Origin of the sequence: Spirulina sp. CCNP1310, from assembly GCF_034932185.1 — a bacterium.
In the GTDB taxonomy this organism is placed as follows: Bacteria; Cyanobacteriota; Cyanobacteriia; order Cyanobacteriales; family Spirulinaceae; genus Spirulina.
This window is the reverse complement of the sequence record NZ_JAYGHW010000015.1, coordinates 18,056-40,651: the sequence shown is the minus strand read 5'-3', so window position 1 is coordinate 40,651 and position 22,596 is coordinate 18,056. Positions and strand designations below refer to the sequence as shown.

20 protein-coding genes are annotated in these 22,596 nt (G+C 48.6%); 9 read left to right on the top strand and 11 right to left on the bottom strand.

Annotated elements, in window-relative coordinates; genetic code table 11:
* The first annotated feature begins 240 nt into the window (after positions 1-240).
* The 3 genes from VB712_RS06000 to VB712_RS05990 are packed head-to-tail and all read left to right on the top strand — an operon-like array spanning position 241 to position 2,511.
* Positions 241-591: a hypothetical protein gene (locus VB712_RS06000; protein ID WP_323253137.1), complete on the top strand. Its 351-nt coding sequence runs from the start codon at positions 241-243 to the stop codon at positions 589-591.
* Positions 592-615: 24 nt separating this feature from the next.
* The gene (locus VB712_RS05995; RefSeq protein WP_323253135.1) at positions 616-846 is read left to right on the top strand and encodes a hypothetical protein; all 231 of its coding nucleotides are present in this window, start codon (positions 616-618) and stop codon (positions 844-846) included.
* Between the two features lie 24 nt (positions 847-870).
* Positions 871-2,511, top strand: a complete 1,641-nt coding sequence (locus tag VB712_RS05990; RefSeq protein ID WP_323253134.1) for a hypothetical protein — start codon at positions 871-873, stop codon at positions 2,509-2,511.
* Positions 2,512-2,716: 205 nt separating this feature from the next.
* Here the strand turns inward: VB712_RS05990 and frr are convergent, their stop codons facing one another.
* The 7 genes from frr to VB712_RS05955 form a co-directional block, all read right to left on the bottom strand.
* Positions 2,717-3,265: a ribosome recycling factor gene (frr, locus tag VB712_RS05985; protein WP_323253132.1), complete on the bottom strand. Its 549-nt coding sequence runs from the start codon at positions 3,263-3,265 to the stop codon at positions 2,717-2,719.
* Positions 3,252-3,974 carry a UMP kinase gene (pyrH, locus tag VB712_RS05980; RefSeq protein WP_323253130.1) on the bottom strand — a complete coding sequence of 241 codons (723 nt, stop codon included), beginning with the start codon at positions 3,972-3,974 and terminating at the stop codon, positions 3,252-3,254. Before pyrH ends, frr begins: the two co-directional genes overlap by 14 nt.
* Positions 3,975-4,119: 145 nt before the next feature.
* On the bottom strand, positions 4,120-6,021 hold the full coding sequence (locus VB712_RS05975; RefSeq protein WP_323253128.1) for a CHAT domain-containing protein: 1,902 nt from the start codon (positions 6,019-6,021) through the stop codon (positions 4,120-4,122).
* Between the two features lie 73 nt (positions 6,022-6,094).
* A complete protein-coding gene (locus VB712_RS05970) occupies positions 6,095-7,141 on the bottom strand; it encodes an adenosine deaminase (RefSeq protein WP_323253126.1) in 1,047 nt (348 codons plus the stop codon).
* 157 nt (positions 7,142-7,298) lie between these two features.
* Positions 7,299-7,445, bottom strand: a complete 147-nt coding sequence (locus VB712_RS05965; RefSeq protein ID WP_323253124.1) for a hypothetical protein — start codon at positions 7,443-7,445, stop codon at positions 7,299-7,301.
* 87 nt (positions 7,446-7,532) lie between these two features.
* Positions 7,533-8,417, bottom strand: coding sequence for a ParA family protein (locus VB712_RS05960; protein WP_323253122.1), 885 nt, complete (start codon positions 8,415-8,417; stop codon positions 7,533-7,535).
* A 147-nt stretch (positions 8,418-8,564) separates the two neighbouring features.
* Entirely contained in the window at positions 8,565-8,786 is a 222-nt protein-coding gene (locus VB712_RS05955) for a hypothetical protein (protein WP_323253121.1), read from the bottom strand.
* Between the two features lie 287 nt (positions 8,787-9,073).
* Here VB712_RS05955 and VB712_RS05950 point away from each other — a divergent pair, with 287 nt between their 5' ends.
* The 5 genes from VB712_RS05950 (at position 9,074) to thyX (ending at position 16,039) form a co-directional block, all read left to right on the top strand.
* Positions 9,074-10,999, top strand: a complete 1,926-nt coding sequence (locus VB712_RS05950; RefSeq protein ID WP_323253119.1) for an FAD-dependent oxidoreductase — start codon at positions 9,074-9,076, stop codon at positions 10,997-10,999.
* A gap of 137 nt (positions 11,000-11,136) precedes the next feature.
* Positions 11,137-12,426 (top strand): phosphopyruvate hydratase, encoded by a 1,290-nt coding sequence (gene eno / locus VB712_RS05945; RefSeq protein ID WP_323253117.1) that lies wholly within the window; start codon positions 11,137-11,139, stop codon positions 12,424-12,426.
* 203 nt (positions 12,427-12,629) lie between these two features.
* Positions 12,630-13,211, top strand: coding sequence for a dCTP deaminase (gene dcd / locus VB712_RS05940; RefSeq protein ID WP_323253115.1), 582 nt, complete (start codon positions 12,630-12,632; stop codon positions 13,209-13,211).
* Between the two features lie 19 nt (positions 13,212-13,230).
* A complete protein-coding gene (locus VB712_RS05935) occupies positions 13,231-13,935 on the top strand; it encodes a dCTP deaminase domain-containing protein (RefSeq protein ID WP_323253113.1) in 705 nt (234 codons plus the stop codon).
* 10 nt (positions 13,936-13,945) lie between these two features.
* Entirely contained in the window at positions 13,946-16,039 is a 2,094-nt protein-coding gene (gene thyX / locus VB712_RS05930) for an FAD-dependent thymidylate synthase (RefSeq protein ID WP_323253111.1), read from the top strand.
* Position 16,040: 1 nt separating this feature from the next.
* On the opposite strand, the gene VB712_RS05925 is transcribed toward thyX, so the two are convergent.
* The 3 genes from VB712_RS05925 to VB712_RS05915 form a co-directional block, all read right to left on the bottom strand.
* The gene (locus VB712_RS05925; protein ID WP_323253109.1) at positions 16,041-18,047 is read right to left on the bottom strand and encodes a sensor histidine kinase; all 2,007 of its coding nucleotides are present in this window, start codon (positions 18,045-18,047) and stop codon (positions 16,041-16,043) included.
* A 336-nt stretch (positions 18,048-18,383) separates the two neighbouring features.
* Entirely contained in the window at positions 18,384-19,394 is a 1,011-nt protein-coding gene (locus tag VB712_RS05920; protein ID WP_323253107.1) for a BMP family protein, read from the bottom strand.
* Between the two features lie 220 nt (positions 19,395-19,614).
* Positions 19,615-20,730, bottom strand: a complete 1,116-nt coding sequence (locus VB712_RS05915; RefSeq protein WP_323253105.1) for a glycosyltransferase family 9 protein — start codon at positions 20,728-20,730, stop codon at positions 19,615-19,617.
* Between the two features lie 154 nt (positions 20,731-20,884).
* Here VB712_RS05915 and VB712_RS05910 point away from each other — a divergent pair, with 154 nt between their 5' ends.
* On the top strand, positions 20,885-21,778 hold the full coding sequence (locus tag VB712_RS05910) for a metallophosphoesterase family protein (protein ID WP_416236270.1): 894 nt from the start codon (positions 20,885-20,887) through the stop codon (positions 21,776-21,778).
* 65 nt (positions 21,779-21,843) lie between these two features.
* Here VB712_RS05910 and VB712_RS05905 read toward each other — a convergent pair whose 3' ends face one another.
* On the bottom strand, positions 21,844-22,488 hold the full coding sequence (locus VB712_RS05905; protein WP_323253101.1) for a response regulator transcription factor: 645 nt from the start codon (positions 22,486-22,488) through the stop codon (positions 21,844-21,846).
* Between the last annotated feature and the right edge of the window lie 108 nt (positions 22,489-22,596).

Here is a 22,596-nt window from a genome sequence, read left to right as displayed (position 1 = left end):
GGGAGAATGTGCCAAAGGTGTTAAAGCATAGGTGTGCGTACCTGAATGGGGCACTGACGGCTTAATTGGATTACAATCATATACTTGGTCTGAGTAATTATACTCATCTCCTAACTGAGATGTACCCTTATCGATTCCTATCCTCTAGACTATAAGCCCTTTGAATCTCCTTACTATTGGGCGGCATTTTGTGCCATTGGACAGTAAAGCTTTAAACATTTCTAAGAGGAGTGATCAACCATGACCCCCGAACAACGTATTGCTGCTTTCTGGGAAATTTGGGAAACCAACCCCGATAATATTTGGGAAAAATCTGGAGCCATACAAGGATTACCTGATCTCCAAGAGCGTTTAGTGGCTTGTCAGGATCAGTCAGATGCTCAAGTGGCGAATGAAATCAAACAATGGTGTCTCTCTTATCCTAAGTTGACTCAAAAATTGATGGATAAAGTAGGGGAAAGAAAGTTACGTGGAGGTGATAATCTTCCCCCAACTACAGACTACCAACCCCTAGACAATCTATACCCTAAAATCACCCAAATTCTCCGCACTAGATTGCCCAAAATGGGGAAACAGCAAGGTCAATCGTAATCATTCACTCAGGAGTTTTATCCAATGTCATCCCCAGCGATCCAAGACTTAGTAAATTTGGTTGAATCCTTACCCGATACTGTTCAAATCCAAGTGATTTCACATTTACGGGACTATATCGCCGATTTACAAGATGAACAACAATGGGATACAGCCTTTCATCGGACTCAATCCGCCTTGGTTGCCGCTGCTCGTCAAGCCAAGCAACAACGTGCCGCCGGACAAGCCACCCCAATGGACTATAACCAGTTATGAAATCTTATTGCTTAAGGAAAAATCATGACTGTTCACGGAGCGTCTCGGAACGAGAATCCCATTGTTGCCCCTAACCTCTATTTATGCACCTACCATCTCCGAGAAGATGACACCGAAGGCGCAACCCATCCCCTTTGGCCAGAGAGCGATCACCTCCTCTCTCACTTCACCACGACTCAACTCACCCCCCACCTCCACTTCAGCCCCGCCCGGTTCCTCCTTCCCCCATCCCAAACCGCACTCCCTTTCACCCTCACCGCCCATCCTGAAATTGAGGGTTTTATCCAACCCCTGCAACTTCAAGATAGTTATGCCCTCCTGCTGAATATTGGCTACGACGACGAAACAGAAACTCCCGTAACCCTAGACCCCTCGATTTTAAAAACGTTTAACCCAAACCACTGTCTTGAATCTCCCCTCACCCCATCCTGTTTAGGCCAAACGCTGATTTTAACCCTGTGGTTAACCCCAGAAACAGACCCATCTATCCCCCCACTCACCGAACTCGCTAACCATTGTTATCAACAGTTATTCGATCAATCTGAACCGCCTCTCTCCCGCCGGAGTGAACTTTTTGGCAGTCTCATTTTTGAATACGGCAACCCCCGTCAACCCGATCAATCTCCCCATGTTTTGATCTGGTTACTCCAAAATCGCCAAACAGATGCAATGTTTAAACATTGCTTTAGTTTGGTTTTTGACCTCTTTTTCTACCGCCATAAAGTGGTTAAAGCCTTTCACGATAGCCGTTCTGCCTATCAACAACTCAAAGCGTATTATCGTAGCCTCGATCCTACCCTTGACCATATCCAAACCCAAATCGATCAAGCCCAACCCGATCCGCAAAATGACACCTATCTCCGAGAAATCAAACAACACTTAAAACAACTCTCTGGAGATTCCTTGATCTATGATCGCCTTCTTCGCAAAATGAAAGATTTATTCACCACCATTGAAATTAATGGCAACAACTACAATGATAAAATTGACCAGATTGCCGCTACATTGGGGATTAATCCTTCAGACCTTTCGATTTGGCAACAGTTTGGAGAAAATATGATTCCCCAATTTCGGCGGCAAATTAAAGCGGATTTAAGTTATTTTGAACAGGGAACAGGGTTAATTAGTCAGGCGGTGGCTTCGATTCGCGCCATTGTCGAAATTGATCAAGCCCAGTGCGATCGCGCCTGGCAACAGTGGGAAAAAGAACAAGATAAACAACTCCAAGCCCAATTAAATGAACATCAAGAAACCTTTATCAGGGAACTGCACGAACAAGATCGACAGTTTCATCAAGCCTTGCAAACCAGCCGGGATGATGCACAACAACAAAGTGACGATTTACAACACCACATCGAGGCTGTCGGTGTTGGCATTGCAGCGGGTGCAACCTTAGTCTCCACATCCGAATTAATCAGCAAACCTTGGGCCATACCTAGCCGCGATCGCCCCCTCCTGCCGCCCCATCCCTTTATCTTTGCCTTGCTCTTAAGTTTCTTTGGCTCCTGGGGTGCTTGGTGGATCGCGACTAAATTGATTCAGGGATATCGCTGGTCATGGGGAACGCCTTGGCCACCGACCCAATGGATTCGGTTTCAGCAACAGCAAAACCGAAGATCAATGCAGCCCAGTGACGATCCTCAAGCCGAAAGGGGAGCGGACTGAAGTCCGCACTACGAACTTCTCCTGATGATTCTGTCTACCGCAATAAAAAGGTTGCACTGGTTTTCAGTGGATTTTGTTCCTGGGGGGCGTGGCGTGTGGCGCAATGGTGGATTAAGCGGCAGCGCTAGTGAAAAACCGGGTTGGTGCGAGTAGATACGCAACGACCCGGTTTTTAAGGGTTATCCGTTCAGCAACAACCGTTACCCTAAATCGTCGTGATATCTTTTTCCTTAATTGCGAGGATCTCCTCCACACGAGCCGTATATTTATCCGTCAGTTTTTGGATCTGCTCTTGAAGATCGCGGGATTCATCTTCGGAAATATCCGAACTCTTTTCCTGCTTACGAGCTTGATCGATCGCATCCCGGCGGATATTGCGGATCGAAACCTTGCCCTCTTCCGCCAAATTCTTCACCTGCTTCACCAACTCCTTACGGCGATCGCTCGTCAACGGCGGAATATTCAACCGGATCACCTGGCCATCATTATTGGGGGTAAGGCCAATATCCGAAAGACTGATCGCCTTTTCAATCGCGCTCATACTGGTGCGATCGTAGGGCTGGATCAGGATCGTCGTCGCTTCCGGCGTACTGATATTGGCAATCTGTTTTAACGGCGTTTCCGTGCCGTAATACTCCACCGTGATTCGGTCGAGGAGGCTGGTGCTGGCCCGCCCCGTGCGAATCGTATTAAAGTTGCGTTGAGTCGCCTCAATCGCTTTTTGCATCAAGTCTTCAGTTTCAGCTAACATCACAGTTACCTCCTACAGTGGTTCCAATTGGATCGCCCTTGACGGCCCGGACAATATTGCCCGATACCGACAAATCAAAAACCATAATTGGAATATTGTTTTCTTTACAGAGGGCGATCGCCGTCCCATCCATCACCCGCAAATCATGACTCAACACATGGTTATAGGTGAGGGTTTGATAGCGGCGGGCATTGGGATTGGTTTTCGGGTCGGCATCATAAACCCCATCAACTTTTGTGGCTTTGAAAATGACATCCGCATCAATTTCCGCCGCCCGTAGCGCCGCTGTGGTATCAGTGGTAAAAAAGGGATTCCCAGAACCGGCCCCAAAAATCACCACTAAACCCCGTTCTAAATGGCGAATGGCTCGCCGCCGGATATAGGGTTCCGCGACTTCTTGCATGGCGATCGCTGTTTGGACGCGGGTGGCCACATCAATGCGTTCAAGGGCATCCTGGAGGGCAATGGCATTCATCACCGTGGCCAACATCCCCACATAATCCGCCGTCGCCCGATCCATCCCTGCTGCCGAAGCCTTCACCCCTCGGAAAATATTCCCACCCCCAACCACGATCGCCACCTGGACACCACTGCGAATCACATCCGCAATTTCTTCCGCAATACTTGCAACCACGGTGGGATCGATCCCGTACCCTAAATCCCCCATCAAAGCTTCCCCACTGAGCTTGAGTAAGACTCTTTGGTATGTCATCGCCTACCTTGTACCTTGTGTTGGATCTCGATTTGCCTCAACTACCATAGCAGGTTTTGTCCCTCCCTCAGGAGAGGCTAAGGCTGTCGGTGATGTAGGGGCGAAAAATTTTTCGCCCCTACGTCCATTGATATTGACAACCCGATTAGGATGCACCAATGAGGATAAAGCCCGCCCAATCGACGGGATTGGGATATTGTTGGCGGGTGATCAGCATGGCTTGGCGGAGAGCTTGGGCTTTATCGGGGTTTTGGCGCAGTTGGCGATAAAAAGCCGTCATCAGAACGGCGGTAGGGGCATCGGGAATCGCCCAGAGGGAGACCACCACCGTATTCGCCCCAGCGGTGAGAAAGGCACGGGATAGGCCCACCACGCCATCGCCGGTAATTCTCCCCTGGCCAGTATCGCAGGCACTGAGCACGACTAAATCCGCTTGAAGATTCAAGCCCGCAATATCGCGGCTGGTGAGAAAGCCATCATCTCCAGGACTGGGGGCGAAGGCTAAGGCTCCGGGGAGGTCAACGTTAACGACCCGCTCCCTGGCGAGGGCAATCCCAGCGGGAACGCCGTTAATCAGCACATTGGGGCCAATTAACACCGCTCCCGGATTCACAAATACATTCCCTTGCCGTGCTGTGGGTTGGGCCTCCCCTAAAACTTCCCCGTAGGCATTGAGTTGAGAGTCGAGGGTGAGGAGGCCATGGGTGGCAAAGTGGAGGATGCTGGCGGATTCGATGTGGGGGGCGATCGCCCTCCAGGTTGCCCCTGCCCCTAAAAAGGGCCGGACATTCAACAGCGCCGCCACATCAATGGCTTCCGCCTCAGCACCGGGCAAATCCGTCAAGATACCTTGATCCGGTAATTCCGGCATGATGGGATTGCCGACAATAATCGCCGGGCCAGCGTGGGAACGGGGGGGACGTTCTAACGCCAAGGTTTGGATCGCCGGAGCCACCCGCACCGTATGGCGATCAATCAAATAGGTTCCCTCATCATCCCGCAAGGCGGCAAAGGGAACCAAGAGCAGAGCATCTTGAGGGATAAATGTCACCGTTGCCAGGGGATCAGTGGGGAGTTGATCGGCAATGGGGTCAATGAGTAAGTGGTAGAGGTATTCCGGGGCAGTGTTGCCGGGGAGTGTCACCGCCGGTAAACTGCGGGCGCGGCGGCCGATGACTTGGGCGCGGGCAGAATGGACAAATTCCCGTAGGAAGGAAATTCCCACCGCTGCCAGATCGACGGTGCGAAAGGTTAGGTTTCCCCCAGGCGCAATCACCCAAACATAGAGCGTGGTGGGCAGATTAGCTTCAGTTCCCAGAACGCGGACTTCATCGCCCACGAGACTGTAAACCACAAACGTGGTGTTTTCGGCGCGGGCCGTGGCTTGGATGTCAGCGAGATCTAAGGGTGGGGGAGCGGATTGGCTCTCGTTGCGCAACAGTTGCTCAACGAGGGATTGGGCGCGACTGGCTTCGGTGGCCACAAGGGCCTCGGCAATTTTCCCCTGAGCCACCAAGGTTTTTTGCCAAAGGCGATAGGTGTGGGCCTGTTGTTCAAAGAGGGTGACTTGTTCTAAATCCGTTTCGCGGTTACGCAGGGCTTCCCAATCGGCGATCGCCTCCTCTAACAAACCTTCCGCTCGGCGATACTCCCCCAACTCAAACAGAGCTAGGGCTAAGTTGGTAAAGGAAAGGGGGGAAGGGCGACCCTCAAGGGCGATTTCTGTCGAGATCACCTGTTCCCAAAGACGCACTGCCCAGCGGTAATCCCGGCTTAACAGGACGGCTTTAGCTAAACCGATTTGGGCGGTGGCGATCGCCTGTGGATCCTCCATCTGTTGCCCATAGCGGAGCAAGGCTTCATAGGTATCAATTGCCCCGGGCCAATCTCCGGCTTCCAGTTGTTGCAAACCTTGGGCATCCCAAACAAAAGGATCAATCGCGTCAGCAATCACCCCGGTTGGAGCCGGAGCCACCAGCCCAGGGGGGCTAGGGAGCAGGAACGCAAGACTGAGGGGAAAAAACATCAACAGCCATCCAATGCGCATTTTTTTCAGCTTAGGCCATCGGAATGATGTTCGTCAGCCGTGGGGCAAATACCATAGGGTGAGGGCCATGCAACTAGGGGTAAATCGATGAGGCATCGGCGGGGGGGTCTTCTTGGAGTAGGGTATTGAGGAGAAGCGTTGGCGGCTGCTTGTAGGGCCAGGCAAAGGCATGGCGAAAGGCAGCATCTTGGCAGGCTTGGAGTTGGCGAAAGTTGATAATATCGTGGGTGAGGAGGTTTTCGTATTCAAAGGGGAGGCGGACATTGTGTAAACCAGCGTTGTCGGTACAAATTGCAATATCTACCCCTGCATCAAAACAGCGTTGAAACACCTGTTTTAAATCTGCTAATTCTTTTAAGGCCCCCGTTTGAAAATAGGTGGTGGGACAAACTTCTAAACATTGATTATTGGCCGCCACTTCCCGCAGTAATTCCGGGTGTTGCAGGGGGATTTGAATGCCGTGGCCGATGCGGTTGAGGTAGGGTAAAAGCTGAGGATGGCAGCCATTGGCGGTTTCGTAGAGGTGGCCGGTGGTTTTGATCCCGTGGTCTTGGGCATATTTAAATAGCTTCACCAATTCATCAAGGCGATCGCCATAATGGTTATCCCCCCCCGCCACATCCACCGCACAAACTAAATCGGGGTTATGAATCGCTAAATCCACAATGGCCCGATTGACCGCATAGGGGAGCCGGACGTGCATACAGAGGATCTGGGGCGTGATAATCGGATGCTCCACCCCCTCCATGGCTTTGGCCACCACTTCGACAATGGTTTGCATTTGGGCAATGCGATCGCTCTGTTCCAATTCCGGATCGGTACGGTAATAGGGGGTGTAGCGTAACTCCAAATAGGCTAAATTTTCAAAAACATAGGCTCCCCGCAGGAGCCGATAAATAAAATAGGGCAATGTGCTTTCCGTTTGCACACTTTCCACTAACGTATGTAGTTCTAAATATTCATCCAATGTTTCCCTAGGGCGGGTATAAAAATCCTCAAATTCTTCATATTGAGGAAACCGCTGGGATAATTCTGCCTCGTAGCGTTGGAAATACCGCCAGAGAATGCGGGGAACCACGGAGCCGCCAAGGTGACGATGGAGTTCTGCGTATAGGGCCATGGCTACTGGGAAAGGGGATTGTTTCCAGTGTACAGAAAAGTTTTGGCTCTGCGTTGTTTGGTGGATCCCCTCGCTCCGCTGTTATGTTGACGATGGGGCGAAAAATTTTTCGCCCCTACATCGACGGCGATCATGGCAGGATGTCGGGAGATGAACCTTAATAATCACTATCGGCGACGCAAATCCCCTGACATTTGATCACATTCGTGGCGGTGCGGCGACAGTGGGGACAGAGGATTTTTTCTGGGGTTGGGGGCGTTGGGGGAGATTGAGGGGGGGTTGGGGGCGTTGGGGGGGTGTTCATGGGTAATCGCTGCAATGGTATCGAGTGATCGCGTTCATGGCTGTAAGGGCGAAAAATTTTTCGCCCCGACCAAGGGACAAAGGATGATCATCCCTTGCGACGAATTGTTTTCACCAATTTTTGCAAAAATTCCGCCGTTAATTTACGAAACGCCCGCGCCCCGATCGCCTTGGGGTTATTAATCACCACCGGCTGATGATCCTCCACCGCTTTGGCCACATCGACATTTTGGGGGATTTCCGTGGCAAAAATATTCTTCTGGCCAAACTCCTGCTCTAGGCGCTGTTTCACTTTCAATTCCATATTGCTGCCCTGACCCCTTGCGGTATAGGCCACACCAATCAGTTTAATCTTGGTGCGATCGCTCTCCTGTAATTGCTTGACCCGAGATTCCAATTGGCCAATCCCCACCACCGATAACGGCTCTGCCCTAGCGGGGATCAAGTAAAAATGGCTGGCGAGTAAAGCACTGCGGGTGATCAGATTATCCCCCGGCGGGAAATCGATGAGGATCAGATCATAATCCCGCAAAACTGGTTTAAGGATCATCCGCATCAGATGATTTTCGACGCGGTTCCAGGTTTTTTCGTAGCTTTGCTGGTTGGCGATCGCCTTGCTATTAATCAAGGCCGAAAGCAAATAATCATCAAATAAATCCACATCCCCAGCCAAAATATCCAAACCCTTGAGGTCACAAACATTGCGATAAATCGCCTCCTGCACCGTCAAAGGATGGCCTATTTCCGCCTGAATGGTTTGATTCACCAAGGTTTTGAGCGTCCGTCGTTCCCGCTTCAACTTGGCAAAATACAACGGCGACATCACGCTTAACGTCGCATTCACCTGGGTATCGAGATCAACAATCAACACCCGCTTTTGGTAATCCCGCGCCAAACAAGCCGCAACGTTAACTGTGACCGTGGTTTTACCCACGCCCCCTTTCATATTGACAATTGAAACAAGATATCCCATCGGCGTTTGCAAGTGGGTGGCGCGGGGTCGGGGATGGCGGAGCGCAAAACCGCAATGGCCCCTTGTACCCTGCTCATCGTAGCTTAGGTTAACCCAGATTTTCCCCGCTGGGATGATGCAAGGCCGATGGAATGGAGAGAAGGGGCGTTAGACGTAGAATAAATCCCGACTGAGGCGGGTTTCTCCATGGTTGGGAACCCAGGCCACCCAGGTTTCTAGGGATTCTTGACAGATCAACAGCGCTTCATCAGCACTGTATTCACTGGGTTGAACCAAAAGATTCACCCAGGAATCCCGGTTATAGGTGATTTTGCAGGTAGGATAGGCGGCGATCGCCTCTGCTGCCCGTGCAACGTTTGTTAAAGCCATAATTGCAATACCCTCGCGCCGAAATAAACAAACTCAAAATAATTGCTTTGAGGCTCAATTTAGAGCAAGTGCGATTATTTCTGTAGCCAATGCTACCGTGAACTTTCTACTTTTAGGGATAGCTCCACATAAATCTACAAATGTTGACATTTTGAGATGCTGACGGGTAACCCATCCCTAGGCCACTGGCCAGGGAATCCAGGGAGGATCTCGGCCTGCAATGGGGAGATTGTGTCAAACTAACCGAAGATATTGCTGTTTTGTTGATTGACGCTGAATTTTGACCCATGAGTGAAGTTCCCCCCAGCCCGTCCTTAGTCTCACGGCGCACAGTTCTGAAAGCAGCCGGGTTCGGTGCGATCGCCGCAGGCATTGGCTATTCTCGCCTCACCAAACCCCAACCCACCACCCATCAACCCGATAGCCTCGATCTCCCCACCCACCTCTCCACCCCGAAAACCGTGACGGTGGTCGGGGCGGGGTTAGCGGGGTTAGCGGCGGCCTATGAACTGAGTCAGCGGGGTTTTGCGGTGACGCTGTTGGAAAAATCCCCCCATTTGGGCGGGAAAATTGCCAGTTGGGAAATTGCGGTCAATGGCGAAACGTTCCGCATGGAGCATGGTTTCCATGGCTTTTTCCCCCAGTATTACAACCTTAAATCCCTAGTAGCAGAACTCCAGATCGAGGATCATTTTAAATCCCTCGATTTCTATTCCCTCGTGTTCCGCGATGGCACGTATCAGCCGGAGGTGTTCCGCCCTAGCCATTCGGCCTTTCCTTGGAATATTGTCGATCTCGCCATTGTTTCCCCGAATCGGTTCCGCTGGGGCATTAACCTCACCCATTGGAAGCATTTACAGGTCTTTCGCGCCATTACTGGGTTTCGCATTCCCCACACCTTTGAAAATTTTGATGCGATCGCCGTCGCTGACTGGGCCAAAAGCGATTTTCCCCAAGGCCTTTACGACCTCTACTTCCTCCCCTTTGCTAAATCCAGCCTTAACGCCCCGGATCAACTCAGCACGGGTGAGTTATTGCAATTTTTCCATTTTTACTTTTTCGGCAATCCCGAAGGGTTAGCCTTTAACGGCACGGTGGATGATATGGGGACGAGTTTAGTCCAGCCGATGGTACGGGCCATTGAGGCCAAGGGGGGACAGGTGATCCCAGAGGCGACGGTACTGGATTGGCATTGTCAGGGGGAGGGGATCAGCCAATTAACCTATCAAACCGGCAATGCTGAACCCACGGTTCCCTTTTGGGTGGAGCGGAATACACGGTTAGCCGATGGGGAATTTTACGGGGGGGGCGATCGCCTCTACCTGGCCCAAACCCCCAAACGCGCCCTCTCCCTCACCTGCACCCACCAAGGTTGTACCGTCCAACCCCAAGCCGACGGCTCTTTCCTTTGTCCCTGCCATGGGGCGCGATACGATGCCGAGGGGAAAGTCATCCAAGGGCCAGCGCAGCGGGATTTAACCCCCTTAAAGATCACCGAACGGGAGGAAGGCCGGGCGCAATTGGTGGCTGCAACGCCCACCCCCAACCCCATCCAAACCCTCACCACCGACTACTACATCCTCGCCACCGATGTTCCCGGCGCACGCCATCTCTTTGATCGCATGACCGGCTCCGTTAACCCCGAACTCCACAGTCAAATCCAAAACCTGGCCATTGCTGACCCCTTTGCCGTTGCTCGGTTTTGGTTAGATCGGGATTTTGCTTGGGAGCATAGCAATTTCGCCTCCCTCTCCGGCTATGCCCTCACCGACAGCATCACGCTCTATCACCGCATTCAAAATCAATTTATCGAATGGGCCCAGCGCACCGGCAACAGCGTCGTTGAACTCCATGCCTACTGTTACAAAGAAGACCAATTTCCCACCCAGCAAGCTCTCCTCGACACCTTCGAGCAGGAACTCTACGAAATTGTCCCCGATCTAGCCGGGGCCACCGTCCTCCATCGGGAACTCGTCAACCAAAAAAATTTCTCCGGCTACCCCCCCCACAGCTACGCCCAACGCCCCAGCACCACAACCCCCATTACGAACCTAATGCTGGCGGGGGACTGGGTAAAAATGCCCTTTCCCTGTGGTTTAATGGAGCGGGCGATTACCAGCGGTTTACTCGCTGCCAACGGTGTCTTGCATCAGGAAGGGTTACAGCGGCGATCGCTCCTCAGCGTCAATCCTGAGGGGATCTTCCGGATCTAACCCCATGCCCATCATCAACGCTCCCCAAAGGCTGAACCAAAAACATCGTTAAAAACACAACAGCATCGAAAAAATACCCCTATGCTGAACTCGATGGCGGGCCTTAGCCCCATCGCCCCCTCTAGAGAGAAAAGATTATGCTCAATAAAATTGAAGACGCGATTGAAGACATTAAAGCCAGGGAAATCCTCGATTCTCGCGGCAAACCCACCATTGAAGCGGAAGTCTTGCTCGAAAGTGGGGCCTTTGGCATTGCCCAAGTCCCCAGCGGTGCATCTACTGGTACATTTGAAGCCCACGAACTCCGAGACGGGGAAAGCCGCTACGGTGGTAAAGGCGTGTTAAAGGCCGTGCGCAACGTCAATGAAAAAATTGCCGACGAATTGCGGGGTATGGATGGCCTCGATCAAGTGGGCATTGACCATGCCATGGTCAAACGGGACGGCTCCCCCAACAAGTCCAATTTAGGGGCCAATGCGATTTTGGCCGTTTCCCTCGCCACCGCCAAAGCCGCCGCCAATTACCTGGGCATCCCCCTTTACCGCTATCTGGGCGGCCCCTTGGCCAATATCCTGCCCATCCCGTTTATGAACGTGATTAACGGTGGGGCCCATGCCAGTAATAACGTGGATTTTCAAGAATTCATGATTGTGCCGGTGGGTGCGCCCACGTTCACCGAAGCGCTCCGTTGGGGGGCAGAGGTGTTTGCCTCCCTCAGTGATGTGTTGAAAAAAGAGGGCTTGCTCTCCGGTGTGGGGGATGAAGGGGGCTATGCACCCAACCTCACTTCTAATAAAGCGGCCCTCGATATGCTCATGGCCGCCATCGAAAAGGCTGGATATAAGCCGGGGACGGAAGTTGCCCTCGCCATGGATGTTGCCGCCAGTGAGTTCTATCAAAAGGGTCAGTATGTCTACGATGGCACGCCCCACAGCCCGGCGGAATTCATCGACTATCTCGCCGCTTTGGTGGATCAATACCCGATTATTTCCATTGAGGATGGTCTCCATGAGGAGGATTGGGACAACTGGACGGCGTTAACCACGAAGTTGGGCAGTAAAGTCCAGTTGGTGGGGGATGATTTGTTTGTGACGAACCCCACCCGGCTACAAAAAGGCATTGATACTGGGGCGGCCAACTCGATTTTGATCAAGCTCAATCAAATCGGGTCGCTGACGGAAACCCTGGAGGCGATCGCCCTGGCCCAATCCAAACAATACACCTGTATGATCTCCCACCGCTCCGGCGAAACGGAAGATACCACCATCGCCGATCTCGCCGTGGCAACGCGGGCGGGGCAAATCAAAACCGGCTCCCTCTGTCGGAGCGAGCGGGTGGCGAAGTATAACCGCTTGGTGCGCATTGAGGAGGAGTTAGGCGATCGCGCCCAATACGCCGGGGCGATCGGCTTGGCTCCGGGGGCATAACTCCCCGATTTAGAGGCGATCGCCCCACCAATGGCTTAAATCGAGGCTCAACCCCGGCAGCACCGTTTCGCCACTGAGGGAGGGGGGGCGATCACCTGACTCCATTGATGTACCAGGCTGGTAAATCTCCAGCTAAATAAATGTGCAAAAATGTGCAAATTTGAGGTATCTTATTTCTCTGGTAAGTTTTTAGGATTTTGCAAGTGATTAAGAATGACGATTGGATAGCTTCAATGGCGCAAAATGGCATGATTGAGCCATTTGAACCTCAGCAAGTACGTCAGTTAAATGAGATACCTTGTATTTCCTATGGCCTCAGTAGCTTTGGCTACGATATTCGCTTATCTGCCAGTGAGTTTAGAATTTTTAGACATATTCCCGGAACAATCGTTGATCCCAAAAATTTTAACCCCAAAAATCTAGAGTTTACGCAATTGTGTGAAGATGAATCTGGAAGTTATTTTATACTACCAGCCCATTCCTATGGATTAGGGGTATCTTTAGAAAAGCTTGAAATTCCGAATAATGTTATTGTTATTTGTCTTGGAAAATCTACTTATGCTAGGTGTGGAATCATTGCAAATGTTACACCAGCAGAAGCAGCATGGCGAGGATATTTAACATTAGAGCTATCAAATTCATCCAGTACAGATTGTAAAATTTATGCAAGTGAAGGAGTTTTACAACTTCTATTTTTAGAAGGAGAACCTTGCAAAGTAAATTATGATAATCGGCAAGGTAAGTATCAAAACCAGCCTGCAAGAGTAACTCTTGCAAAAATTTAGTTGAGAAAAATATCTCGCCATGTCAATACTAACTGACAGTGATATTCGTTCGATATTGTGTACCAAACAAGAAACATGGAATCCAGAAACACAGCTATTGATTCAGGATTTTTCTGAAGAATGTCTCACACCAATGGGCTATGACTTAAGAGTTGGTGATTTTTATAAAACTTTGACAACAAAACCCAACTTAGTCTCTTTACAACCGGGTGGGAAGGTTTTAGTCAAGCCTAGGGATATTGCGTTAATTGGCACATTGGAAAAAATTCGTATGCCTAGAAATGGTTCTATTTCTGCCATTATTTTATCTAAGGTATCGAAAGTTTCTAAGGGCTTGTCACACATTTCGACGAAGGTTGATCCGGGCTGGTGCGAGGGTGAACTCTTAGTACCTGTCCAAAATTTTTCAAGAGAGATTGTTGGCTTACAATATTCTGAATCATTTTGTACAATAATCTTCTTTGAAAATAAATCAAAACCGAGTATTCTTTATGATTCTAATACCAGTCGAGCAAAGTTTTTTAAGTTACTAGCAGAAACCAGCCAAAGCAACTGGAAAAAAGATATTCAACTGGCAGCATTATCAATCTTCATTGTTGGCTTATCAATAGCTATAGGATATAGCTATTTTGGTAATAGTCCAGGCTTTGGAACTTGTGTTGTTGCTGGTGTTGCTTTAGAAAAGATTATATCTTCTATTTTATCTAGAGTGGAATCAAAATAACAGCTAAATCATGGATAAATTTCGCATTGAATTACTAGCCGCAACCCCCAACCCGCAACAACTGATCTGGGCAGCCATGCACCAGGATTACAGTGAAGATGCGGTCTGTGATCAACGGGATAAATTTCCCGATGAAGCTAAAGCAGGGGAACTCATTATCAAGCATTTATTAGCAGGAAATAAGGGACATTTTGGTCCATTAGAGCATCCCCAAATCACCGTTAATGTATGTGGATTTCCCCATTCAATGATGCAACAAATCCGGACTCACAGAGTAGGGATCACCTTCGATGTACAATGTTTGGCCGGTGCGACAGAGGTTACATTTGTCAATACTAATGGTGAAACCAGTAAGAAGCACAAAAAAACGATTGCCGAGCTGCATGACCTATGGGTCAATGGTGAAAAAGCAATTCGAGAGCGAAAAATTCGAGGTCGCAATGGAGAAGAACCAGGAACATATCGCCGTAATTGCCGCCAGCGAATCGAAAAGATGAAATTACGGGTCTTAAATGAAGAAACCGGACAGTTTGAAGTTGGACATATTCAGGATGTAATGTGTAGTGGCTTGCAACCTGTTTATCGTCTCACTTTAGCAAATAGTTCAACGCTAGACTGTACCGTTAATCACCGCATTTTAACCCCCAATGGATGGCAGACAATGGCCGATGCGATTCAACTCGTCACAGATGATAGGGGTGAAGTTTTTTCTATCGGTGAAAACTGTCAAGTTTTATGCAATGGTATCCCTGTCCAAGCCAGCGAACGACCCTACACGAATAAGCTATGGCTTGAGTCCCAAGTTAATCAAGGCAAAAATGCTGTTGAGATTGCAAAACTCTTAGATTGTACGTCAGCTACAATCCAAACATGGGCTAAACGCCATGGTTTAACAATAGCCAGAGGTAAACATGGCCGTAAAAAAGGAGAAGGTGTGATCATCAAGAATGATGATCATCCTGTGTATCGAAATATCGAATGGCTTACAGAGCAAATAGAAAAAGGATTGTATGTAGATGAAATGGCAAAAATTGCTAATTGCTCTGTAGAAGCAATTAAAAAATGGGTTTATCGTCATGGTTTAACCCTCAATAGGAAATCACCGGGCAGCAAAAATCCATGGAATAAAAACAAGGGTGGGTATAAATTGCATCTCTCAGATGAAGCACGGCAACAAAGAAGTGAGATATCAAAAAAAATTACCCAAAGAGGTGAAGATTCTCATTTTTGGCGTGGGGGTGTTTCATCGAATCGAACAATGATTGCTGCATGGACAAGACAGATTGCGCCACAAGTCCATCACAAATTTGATTACACCTGTCAATCCTGTGGAAAACGTGGTGGTACATTACATGCTCATCACCTTGCTCCGGTATTTGCTAATCCTGATTTAGCATACGATTTTGATAATCTTGTCACACTCTGCAAAGGTTGTCATGAACTTATCCATCATAATCATCAAGAAGAGGAATTTGCCAAGACATTCAATGTGCAAACACCAATCACTACTCAAAACTGGCAACCTAAGCATAAACCTGCTGGCAATATTTTAAAAGCACATCCAGTCAAGGTCATCGCAGCCGAGTATCTGGGAATGCAAATGACCTATGATTTAGAGGTAGCAGGTTCGTGGCATAACTTTGTTGCCAACGGTGTTGTTGTTCACAATTCCTTCCGTTATACAGGCACGCGCATCACGGATATTTTAAGTGAAAAACGGAAAATTGAAGATGTATTTTACTTGCGGCCAGTGGGGGATTATACCAATCGGCAAGGGAAGAAATATTACTATTCCCCAGAGCAGCGGCAGGCGGATTTAGATTGGTGCTTGGGGGCTTGTCAGCGATATGGGGAACATATTGCGGCAGGGATGGCAGAAGAACAGGCCCGGTCGATTATTCCCTTTGATGTGCGGCAGCATTTTGTGATGAGTTGTAATGTGCGCTCTTTGATGCACTTACTCGATTTGCGCTGGAAAAAAGATGCCCAACTCGAAGCACAACAATTTGCTGAATTACTCTTTACTCAGTTTGAACAGTGGGCCCCGGCGATCGCCCAATGGTATCGCCAGAATCGTGCTCAAAAAGCTAAACTGTCCCCCTAAGTCAGTGGCATGGGATCTCAATGGGGAGGGTGACAGTAAAAGTCGTCCCCTCTCCCGGTTCAGAGGTGACATCCAGTTGGCCGCCGTGTTTATCCACAACAATTTGATAACTGATTGATAACCCTAGACCTGTCCCTTTGCCCACAGGCTTAGTCGTGAAAAACGGCGTAAAGAGTTTTTGTTGCGTCACCTGATCCATGCCCTTACCAGTATCAGCGATTTTCACCTGTACCGAACTCTGATCGGTGACTGTTGTCGTAATGGTAATCTGATGGGGTTGGGCTTTGATTGCTTCAGGCATTAACCCTTGATTACGCTCTTCAATGGCATCAATAGCATTGGCTAGAAAATTCATAAAAACTTGATTAATTTGCCCGGCATAGCATTCAATCAAGGGTAAATCATCATAGTTTTTAATAACCTGAATATTGGGACGATCAGCTTTAGCTTTGAGGCGATTATTTAAAATCATTAATGTATTATCAATGCCTTCGTGAAGGTCGGCTTTTTTTAGATCGGCTTCATCCAAACGGGAAAAGTTGCGCAAAGAAAGCACAATATCCCGAATTCGATTTGAGCCAACTTTCATGGAATCGAGGATTTTAGGAAGGTCTGTAGCAATAAATTCCAAATCCATCGCTTCAATTTGATCAATAATTTCAGGAGTAGGATTAGGGTAGTGGGCTTGGTAGAGATGAACCAAGGTTAAAAGTTCATGGGTATATTCGTTGGCATGGACTAAATTGCCATAAATAAAATTAACCGGATTGTTAATTTCATGGGCAACTCCCGCTACTAATTGCCCTAAGCTGGACATTTTTTCGGACTGCATTAATTGGGCTTGGGCTTGCTTAAAACTGACTAAGGCAACTTCCGCAGATTCTCGTTCTTTTTCAGCAAGGGTTAAAAGTGCTTTAACTTGACCTGTCATGGAATTAAATGTATCCGCTAATAGCCCTAGTTCGTTGCGAGCTTTGATCTGAACCACAGTATCAAAATTGCCTTGACTGAGGGCGATCGCCGCCTCTGTTAATTGTCGCAAGGGTTTCACAATTGAGCGGGCGAGGAAAAAACCCACAGTTCCCGCAATCAGGGTAACACCTAAGAGGATGAGAGTGCCTAAGCCCGCAAGATAACGAATCGGTTGATACACCTCTTGGAGGGGCAGTTCAACCACAAGATACCATTGCGTTGTATCGACAACATGGGTCTGACCCAGAACTTTTTGATTGTTAATGCCGGTATAAACTTGATCAAAGTCTGGAGCGCTCAATGATTCTTGAAGCTCCTGAAAAAGGCTGATATTAATAGAGGGTTTTGCTTTAAACTGTTCAGCGTTAATATTGGTTTTAGCCACCAGATTGCGATGCTGATCCACAATATAAATATAGCCCGCATTGCCCACCTGATTCCGATTCACAAAAAACCACAGGAATGAGACATTAACCTGTGTTAATAACATCCCTGCTACCTTGTCCTCATTGTTACGAATTGGGACTGAAATGATGGTCATGGGCTGTTCAGTTTTCGGATCGAGTGTCACTAAACCAATGTATTCTTCTTTTTGGTGAAAGGTGCGATTAAAGGCAGTTGCCCTCATGGAGGGATCCAGTTTTATCGATCCGTAGGGAGAAATCGAAGTGATGGTTCTGCCATTGGCATCAATGATTTCAGCATATTCATAGGCATCATTATGGCGAATTAATCCTTCTAATAATTGCTGCTGTACATTGACATCCATATCAATTAATCCCCGAACCCTGGCGAGGTAGCCAATTTTTCGTTGGAGATCATCAAGATAGGCATTAATCGATATGGCGGCGGCCCTTGCTTGCTCCTCTTGCTTGAGCTTTAACTGGTTAAGATGTTCTTGCCAACTAAAATAAAGTTGAATACCGCCGGAAATAAACACACTTAAAAAACCGAGCAGGACAAAACCTAAACGTAAACGTGTAATTAAAGAAGAAGACTTTTTGGGCTTTAAGTTTTTAAGGATTTGATTGGACATTTTATTTCAGATTACGACATCTCTTCTTTAACAAGAGAAAAATAATGATGGAGGGGATATATCTCAGTGAGGGAGGGAACAAAAGCCCTCACTAAAAACACTTTTAGGGAGAAAGTGGGATGCATCCGATTCAGGAAGATTGAGATTCTTGATTTTAACAGCAAATGCGTTGATTGCAGTTTCTCAATCCATAAGGTGTACTGTCAAGCCCCTCGCTTGCTGAGGGAGAGGGTTCCGATGGGGATGAAACAGGCTAAAGCGTTCGTATTGCGGATTTTCAGTCGGCTCCCTCAGTAGCAGACTGTGGGGGATATTATCGGCAAAAGCTATATTTATTTATGGAGTTGTATCAATGGCTCCACTCATAACCTTTTCTTTAAGCTGATTAAATTCAGCTTCTTGTTCTGGAGTTAGGGAACCACGAAAAGGAGCAAATTGATAAATATTTTCCTTCAGTCCAAATTTGTAAAGTTTGCCTTCCCACCGGCCTTGTTGTGTTAATGTGGCAATATTTAAAATTAAGCCCGGAATATCCTGCATCACACTCGTAATCATTTGGTTAGGAGCCAGTTCATGTTGATCTTTAGTCCAGCCAATGATTGAAACTTCTGGATGTTTGGTCAGTTCTTTAATGGCGAAAATTCCAGCTTCATCGGCATTAATCACAAAAACATCAACATCTTTAGCCAACATTTCATTCACAGCATCAATGGCAACATCTCCATCTGTCCAAGTTTGGAGGAAGACTGTCACTGGCTCAATGTCTGGGTTACTCTCCAATACGCCACGGCGAAAGAGGGCTTCTTCTTCTTGATAGACGGGATAGTCATAGCCTACCAAATAGCCGACTTTTTGACTTTTTGTTGTGAATGTGGCTAATACACCAGATAGATAACCCACTTCGCTAGAGCGAAAGGCCACAGCGCCTAAGTTTTTGTTATTGCCACTATAGGTAGTGACAACTGCAAATTTGGTGCGAGGAAATTCTTCAGCAACTGTTTCTAAGCTTTCAATATAGCCCCCACTATGACCGATAATTAAATCGTAACCGGCTTCAGCATATTCTCGAAACATTTCAGCACTGTTGTCTTCTTCAACATATTCTTGATAATCTACATGAGCTTGATATTCTGCTTCAATTTTTCGCAATCCTTCATAGCCGCCTTGGCTCCAACTGCCATCTTCACGGGAGCCAGGGAGGAGCATGGCGACTTTGAAATCACTGGTTTGAGTTGCTTCTGGGGTGGTTTCCAGGGTTTCAGGGGCATTGGCTTGACAGCCCCAAATCAGGAGGAGCGTGGCGATCGCCCCTCCCATGGTTTTCAGTAAAGATCGACGGTAAACCATGGTAATCAATTAAGATGAATGAATCGGATGTTTATCAGTATTTACACCCAAGGCTATTATTGTTTTTAACATTTTTCTGCCAGGTTGACAATGGATCAGGATTGTTGAACCGGGGTACGATGCCGAAAATTGAGGTTGATCGGTGGATGTTTTTGGGGGGAGTTGATGGTGGAGGATCTGCCCATGTTTGCGTGAATTTTTAGGGATTTGGAGCAGCAGTCTAAGGGGCTTTTAGCCCCTTGAGTAAGGATTCTACTTGAGCGATCGCCTCCCCCACCGTAGCCTGTTCCCCACCTAAACTACGGTAATTCCCCTGATAACCCCATTGGCGATCATGCTGCCCTGGATTCCTAAATGCAGACCCTAATAAGACCAAAGTTTCCACATTAAAAGCCGCAGCAGCGTGCATCAACATACTGGAGTTACACAGCACCAAATCCGCCCCCGCTAAGAGGGCAAAGGTTTGACGGAGGCTCAATTGCCCCATCAGATTTGTGATGGGAAAGGGGTTAAAGCAACTTCCCTGAAGGCGATCGCCCTCCCCCCCCACCAACACCAACGCTAAATCCTGCCGTTGGCTAAAATGGGCAATAATTGCCTGATAATTAGCCAATCCCCAATAGCGAGCATCGCCGTCAAAACCGGGGCCAATCACAATCTTGATTTTATTGATCCCCAAACCTTTCCATAAAGTTTGACCCTCCTCCTGTTCCGCTGCTGTCAGAAACAGTTGGGGGCGACAGGGGGGCAAGGCCGTTGCCCCCAAAGCCTCGGCAAAACGGAGGGCAGACCGCCCCACTTGCATATCAGGATGATAGGGAATACAAAATTCCATCGCCCCTTCTCCTCCTCCATAGCCTGCCACGCCCCACCGCCGGGAAATTTTGGCTTGTAGGAGTAACATTGCCCCCCAAGAACTGCCAAAAATATCAATGCCTAAATCTGGTTTTAACTGTCTTAATGCGGTTATTTCAGGGGATTGGGAAAGATAGCGGAGGCGATGCCAAAGGGTTTGTTGAGGGGCAGGGATGCCTTTGTTAAACCAAGGGGCATTGATGGGCAGAATGTGATCAATATGGGGATTTTCATGGAGGATCGAACTGGCCCAATTCCCCACACCGACGGTAATATTAACCGTTGGATTGTACTGTTTAAGGGCGGCAAAAAGCGGAGTAATAATTAATAAATCCCCTAGATCATTGTTGCGCAGAATAAAAATATGTTGGGGATTAGGAGAGAGAGGGGAGGGGCTGAATCGGCTCCAAATTTTCAGGATGAGATTGGTGATTTTGTTGAGAAAGGGGAAGGCGATCGCCCTCATTTTTTGCTTCAGCATGGATGAAATAGCCCAATTCAAGGGGGTTTCCGCAAACATAGCCCAGGGGATGGAAATTTTCAAGGTGGGCGATCGCCGATCCGACCGCTAAACTAATACAGAGCTTAATCTCCATCCGCCTCAATTCAGCGGTATTGCAGACCCCAAATTTTTAATTGTTATGAAACGTCGTCAACTTTTCACCTTCCTGGCCAGCTTGACCGGCTTTACTGTTGCCGCTTGCTTGCCTCGCACCCAAGCCCATTCTGTCAATATTGCCGCCCTTCCTGAAAACATCCAAGGTGAACCCCTATTACGCTTTGTATCCCTAGGGGATTTCGGCACTGGCTCTTCGGCTCAGTACAATCTAGGGCAAGCGATGGCGGACTACCATCGTCAATTTCCCTATCACCTCGCCCTCACCGTCGGCGACAACATTTACAACGAAGGGGAAATTGAAAAAATTCAACGGGTTTTTGAAATCCCCTATGGTGAACTGCTGCGGCGGGGGGTGAAGTTCCGGGCCACCTTGGGGAACCATGATATCCGCACCGAGAACGGCGATCCTCAAGTGGCCTACCCCGGTTTTAACATGGACGGTCGCTACTACAGCTATACCGCCGGCCCCGCCCAGTTTTTTGCCCTCGATACCAACGGTAATGCCGATTGGGAGCCGCAACTGGCTTGGCTAGACCGGGAACTTGCCGCCAGCACCGCCCCCTGGAAAATCGTCTATGGCCACCACAACATCTATACTTCAGGCCATTACGGCGTAAATCAAGCCCGCTGGGCCCAGATCCTCAAAACCTTCTTTAAACGCTACGGCGTGCAACTCTATCTCAATGGCCATGACCACCACTACGAGCGCACCATCCCCATTGAAGGCACAACCTACCTCACCACGGGTTCAGGGGCAGGGCTACGGGCGGTGGGCCGTTCCCCTTGGACTGCCTACAGTGCCTCTCGCCTGGGTTTTGGGGCGATAGAAATTTACCCCGATGATTTGGTGATTCGGGGCATTGGCCCCAATGGCGAAATTTTTGATCAGGGGGTTATTGCCCGTTCGTAGTCATCCTGTGGGGGCGAAAAATTTTTCGCCCCTACTCGCAACCTGCGATTTTTAAACACAACCCCCTACGCATTGCGACTTTCAATCGCCCACCGTGCCAATTCCGTGCGATTACTCAGGTTTGTTTTATTGAGCATATTGGAAACATGACTTTCCACCGTGCGCTGACTCACCTTAAGGTTAATCGCCACCTCCCGGTTGGACATTCCTTGGGCCACCATCTGCACCACTTCTAACTCTTTAGGTGTGAGGGTGACATCATCAGGAACCTGAATAATCGGGGCCACATCTGCGCCGCGAGAATGCTGAAGGAGGCGATCGGCCTGCTTCAGGGATGATTCCACCTGCGCCACTAATTCCTCCGGCTCAAAGGGTTTCACCATATAAACATCCGCCCCTTTACTTAAACCTTTTACCCGGTCTTGGCTTTGGCCTTTTGCCGAGAGGAAAAGAAAGGGAATCCAGCGCGTTTTGACATTATTGCGGACATTTTCCACAAAGGTATAGCCGTCCATTTCCGGCATCATGATATCGCAGATAATCATGTCGGGATCGGCATCTTCGAGGATATCGAGGGCGGTTTTGCCGTTATCGGCGGTGATCACCTCATAGCCACGAAATTCTAAATAATCTTTGACCAAAAGAATTAAATTCGGATCATCGTCGATGAGTAAAAGTCTAGTTTTGCGGGTAGGTTTCAGTTCTTTCATGGCATGAGGCGCAGAATCACAATATCGATGGGGATAGGGCGATAGGTACGCTAAGGCGGATCGCCCCGACTAGAGTCGCGATAAAAACCCCCTATTGCCTATTATGTC

Coding starts and splice junctions, on each gene's coding strand:
- VB712_RS06000 (WP_323253137.1), top strand. CDS start 241: ATGACCCCCGAACAACGTATTGCTGCTTTCTGGGAAATTTGGGAAACC.
- VB712_RS05995 (WP_323253135.1), top strand. CDS start 616: ATGTCATCCCCAGCGATCCAAGACTTAGTAAATTTGGTTGAATCCTTA.
- VB712_RS05990 (WP_323253134.1), top strand. CDS start 871: ATGACTGTTCACGGAGCGTCTCGGAACGAGAATCCCATTGTTGCCCCT.
- pyrH (WP_323253130.1), bottom strand. CDS start 3,974: ATGACATACCAAAGAGTCTTACTCAAGCTCAGTGGGGAAGCTTTGATG.
- VB712_RS05975 (WP_323253128.1), bottom strand. CDS start 6,021: ATGCGCATTGGATGGCTGTTGATGTTTTTTCCCCTCAGTCTTGCGTTC.
- VB712_RS05970 (WP_323253126.1), bottom strand. CDS start 7,141: ATGGCCCTATACGCAGAACTCCATCGTCACCTTGGCGGCTCCGTGGTT.
- VB712_RS05965 (WP_323253124.1), bottom strand. CDS start 7,445: ATGAACACCCCCCCAACGCCCCCAACCCCCCCTCAATCTCCCCCAACG.
- VB712_RS05960 (WP_323253122.1), bottom strand. CDS start 8,417: ATGGGATATCTTGTTTCAATTGTCAATATGAAAGGGGGCGTGGGTAAA.
- VB712_RS05955 (WP_323253121.1), bottom strand. CDS start 8,786: ATGGCTTTAACAAACGTTGCACGGGCAGCAGAGGCGATCGCCGCCTAT.
- VB712_RS05950 (WP_323253119.1), top strand. CDS start 9,074: ATGAGTGAAGTTCCCCCCAGCCCGTCCTTAGTCTCACGGCGCACAGTT.
- eno (WP_323253117.1), top strand. CDS start 11,137: ATGCTCAATAAAATTGAAGACGCGATTGAAGACATTAAAGCCAGGGAA.
- VB712_RS05935 (WP_323253113.1), top strand. CDS start 13,231: ATGTCAATACTAACTGACAGTGATATTCGTTCGATATTGTGTACCAAA.
- thyX (WP_323253111.1), top strand. CDS start 13,946: ATGGATAAATTTCGCATTGAATTACTAGCCGCAACCCCCAACCCGCAA.
- VB712_RS05925 (WP_323253109.1), bottom strand. CDS start 18,047: ATGTCCAATCAAATCCTTAAAAACTTAAAGCCCAAAAAGTCTTCTTCT.
- VB712_RS05920 (WP_323253107.1), bottom strand. CDS start 19,394: ATGGTTTACCGTCGATCTTTACTGAAAACCATGGGAGGGGCGATCGCC.
- VB712_RS05915 (WP_323253105.1), bottom strand. CDS start 20,730: ATGCTGAAGCAAAAAATGAGGGCGATCGCCTTCCCCTTTCTCAACAAA.
- VB712_RS05905 (WP_323253101.1), bottom strand. CDS start 22,488: ATGAAAGAACTGAAACCTACCCGCAAAACTAGACTTTTACTCATCGAC.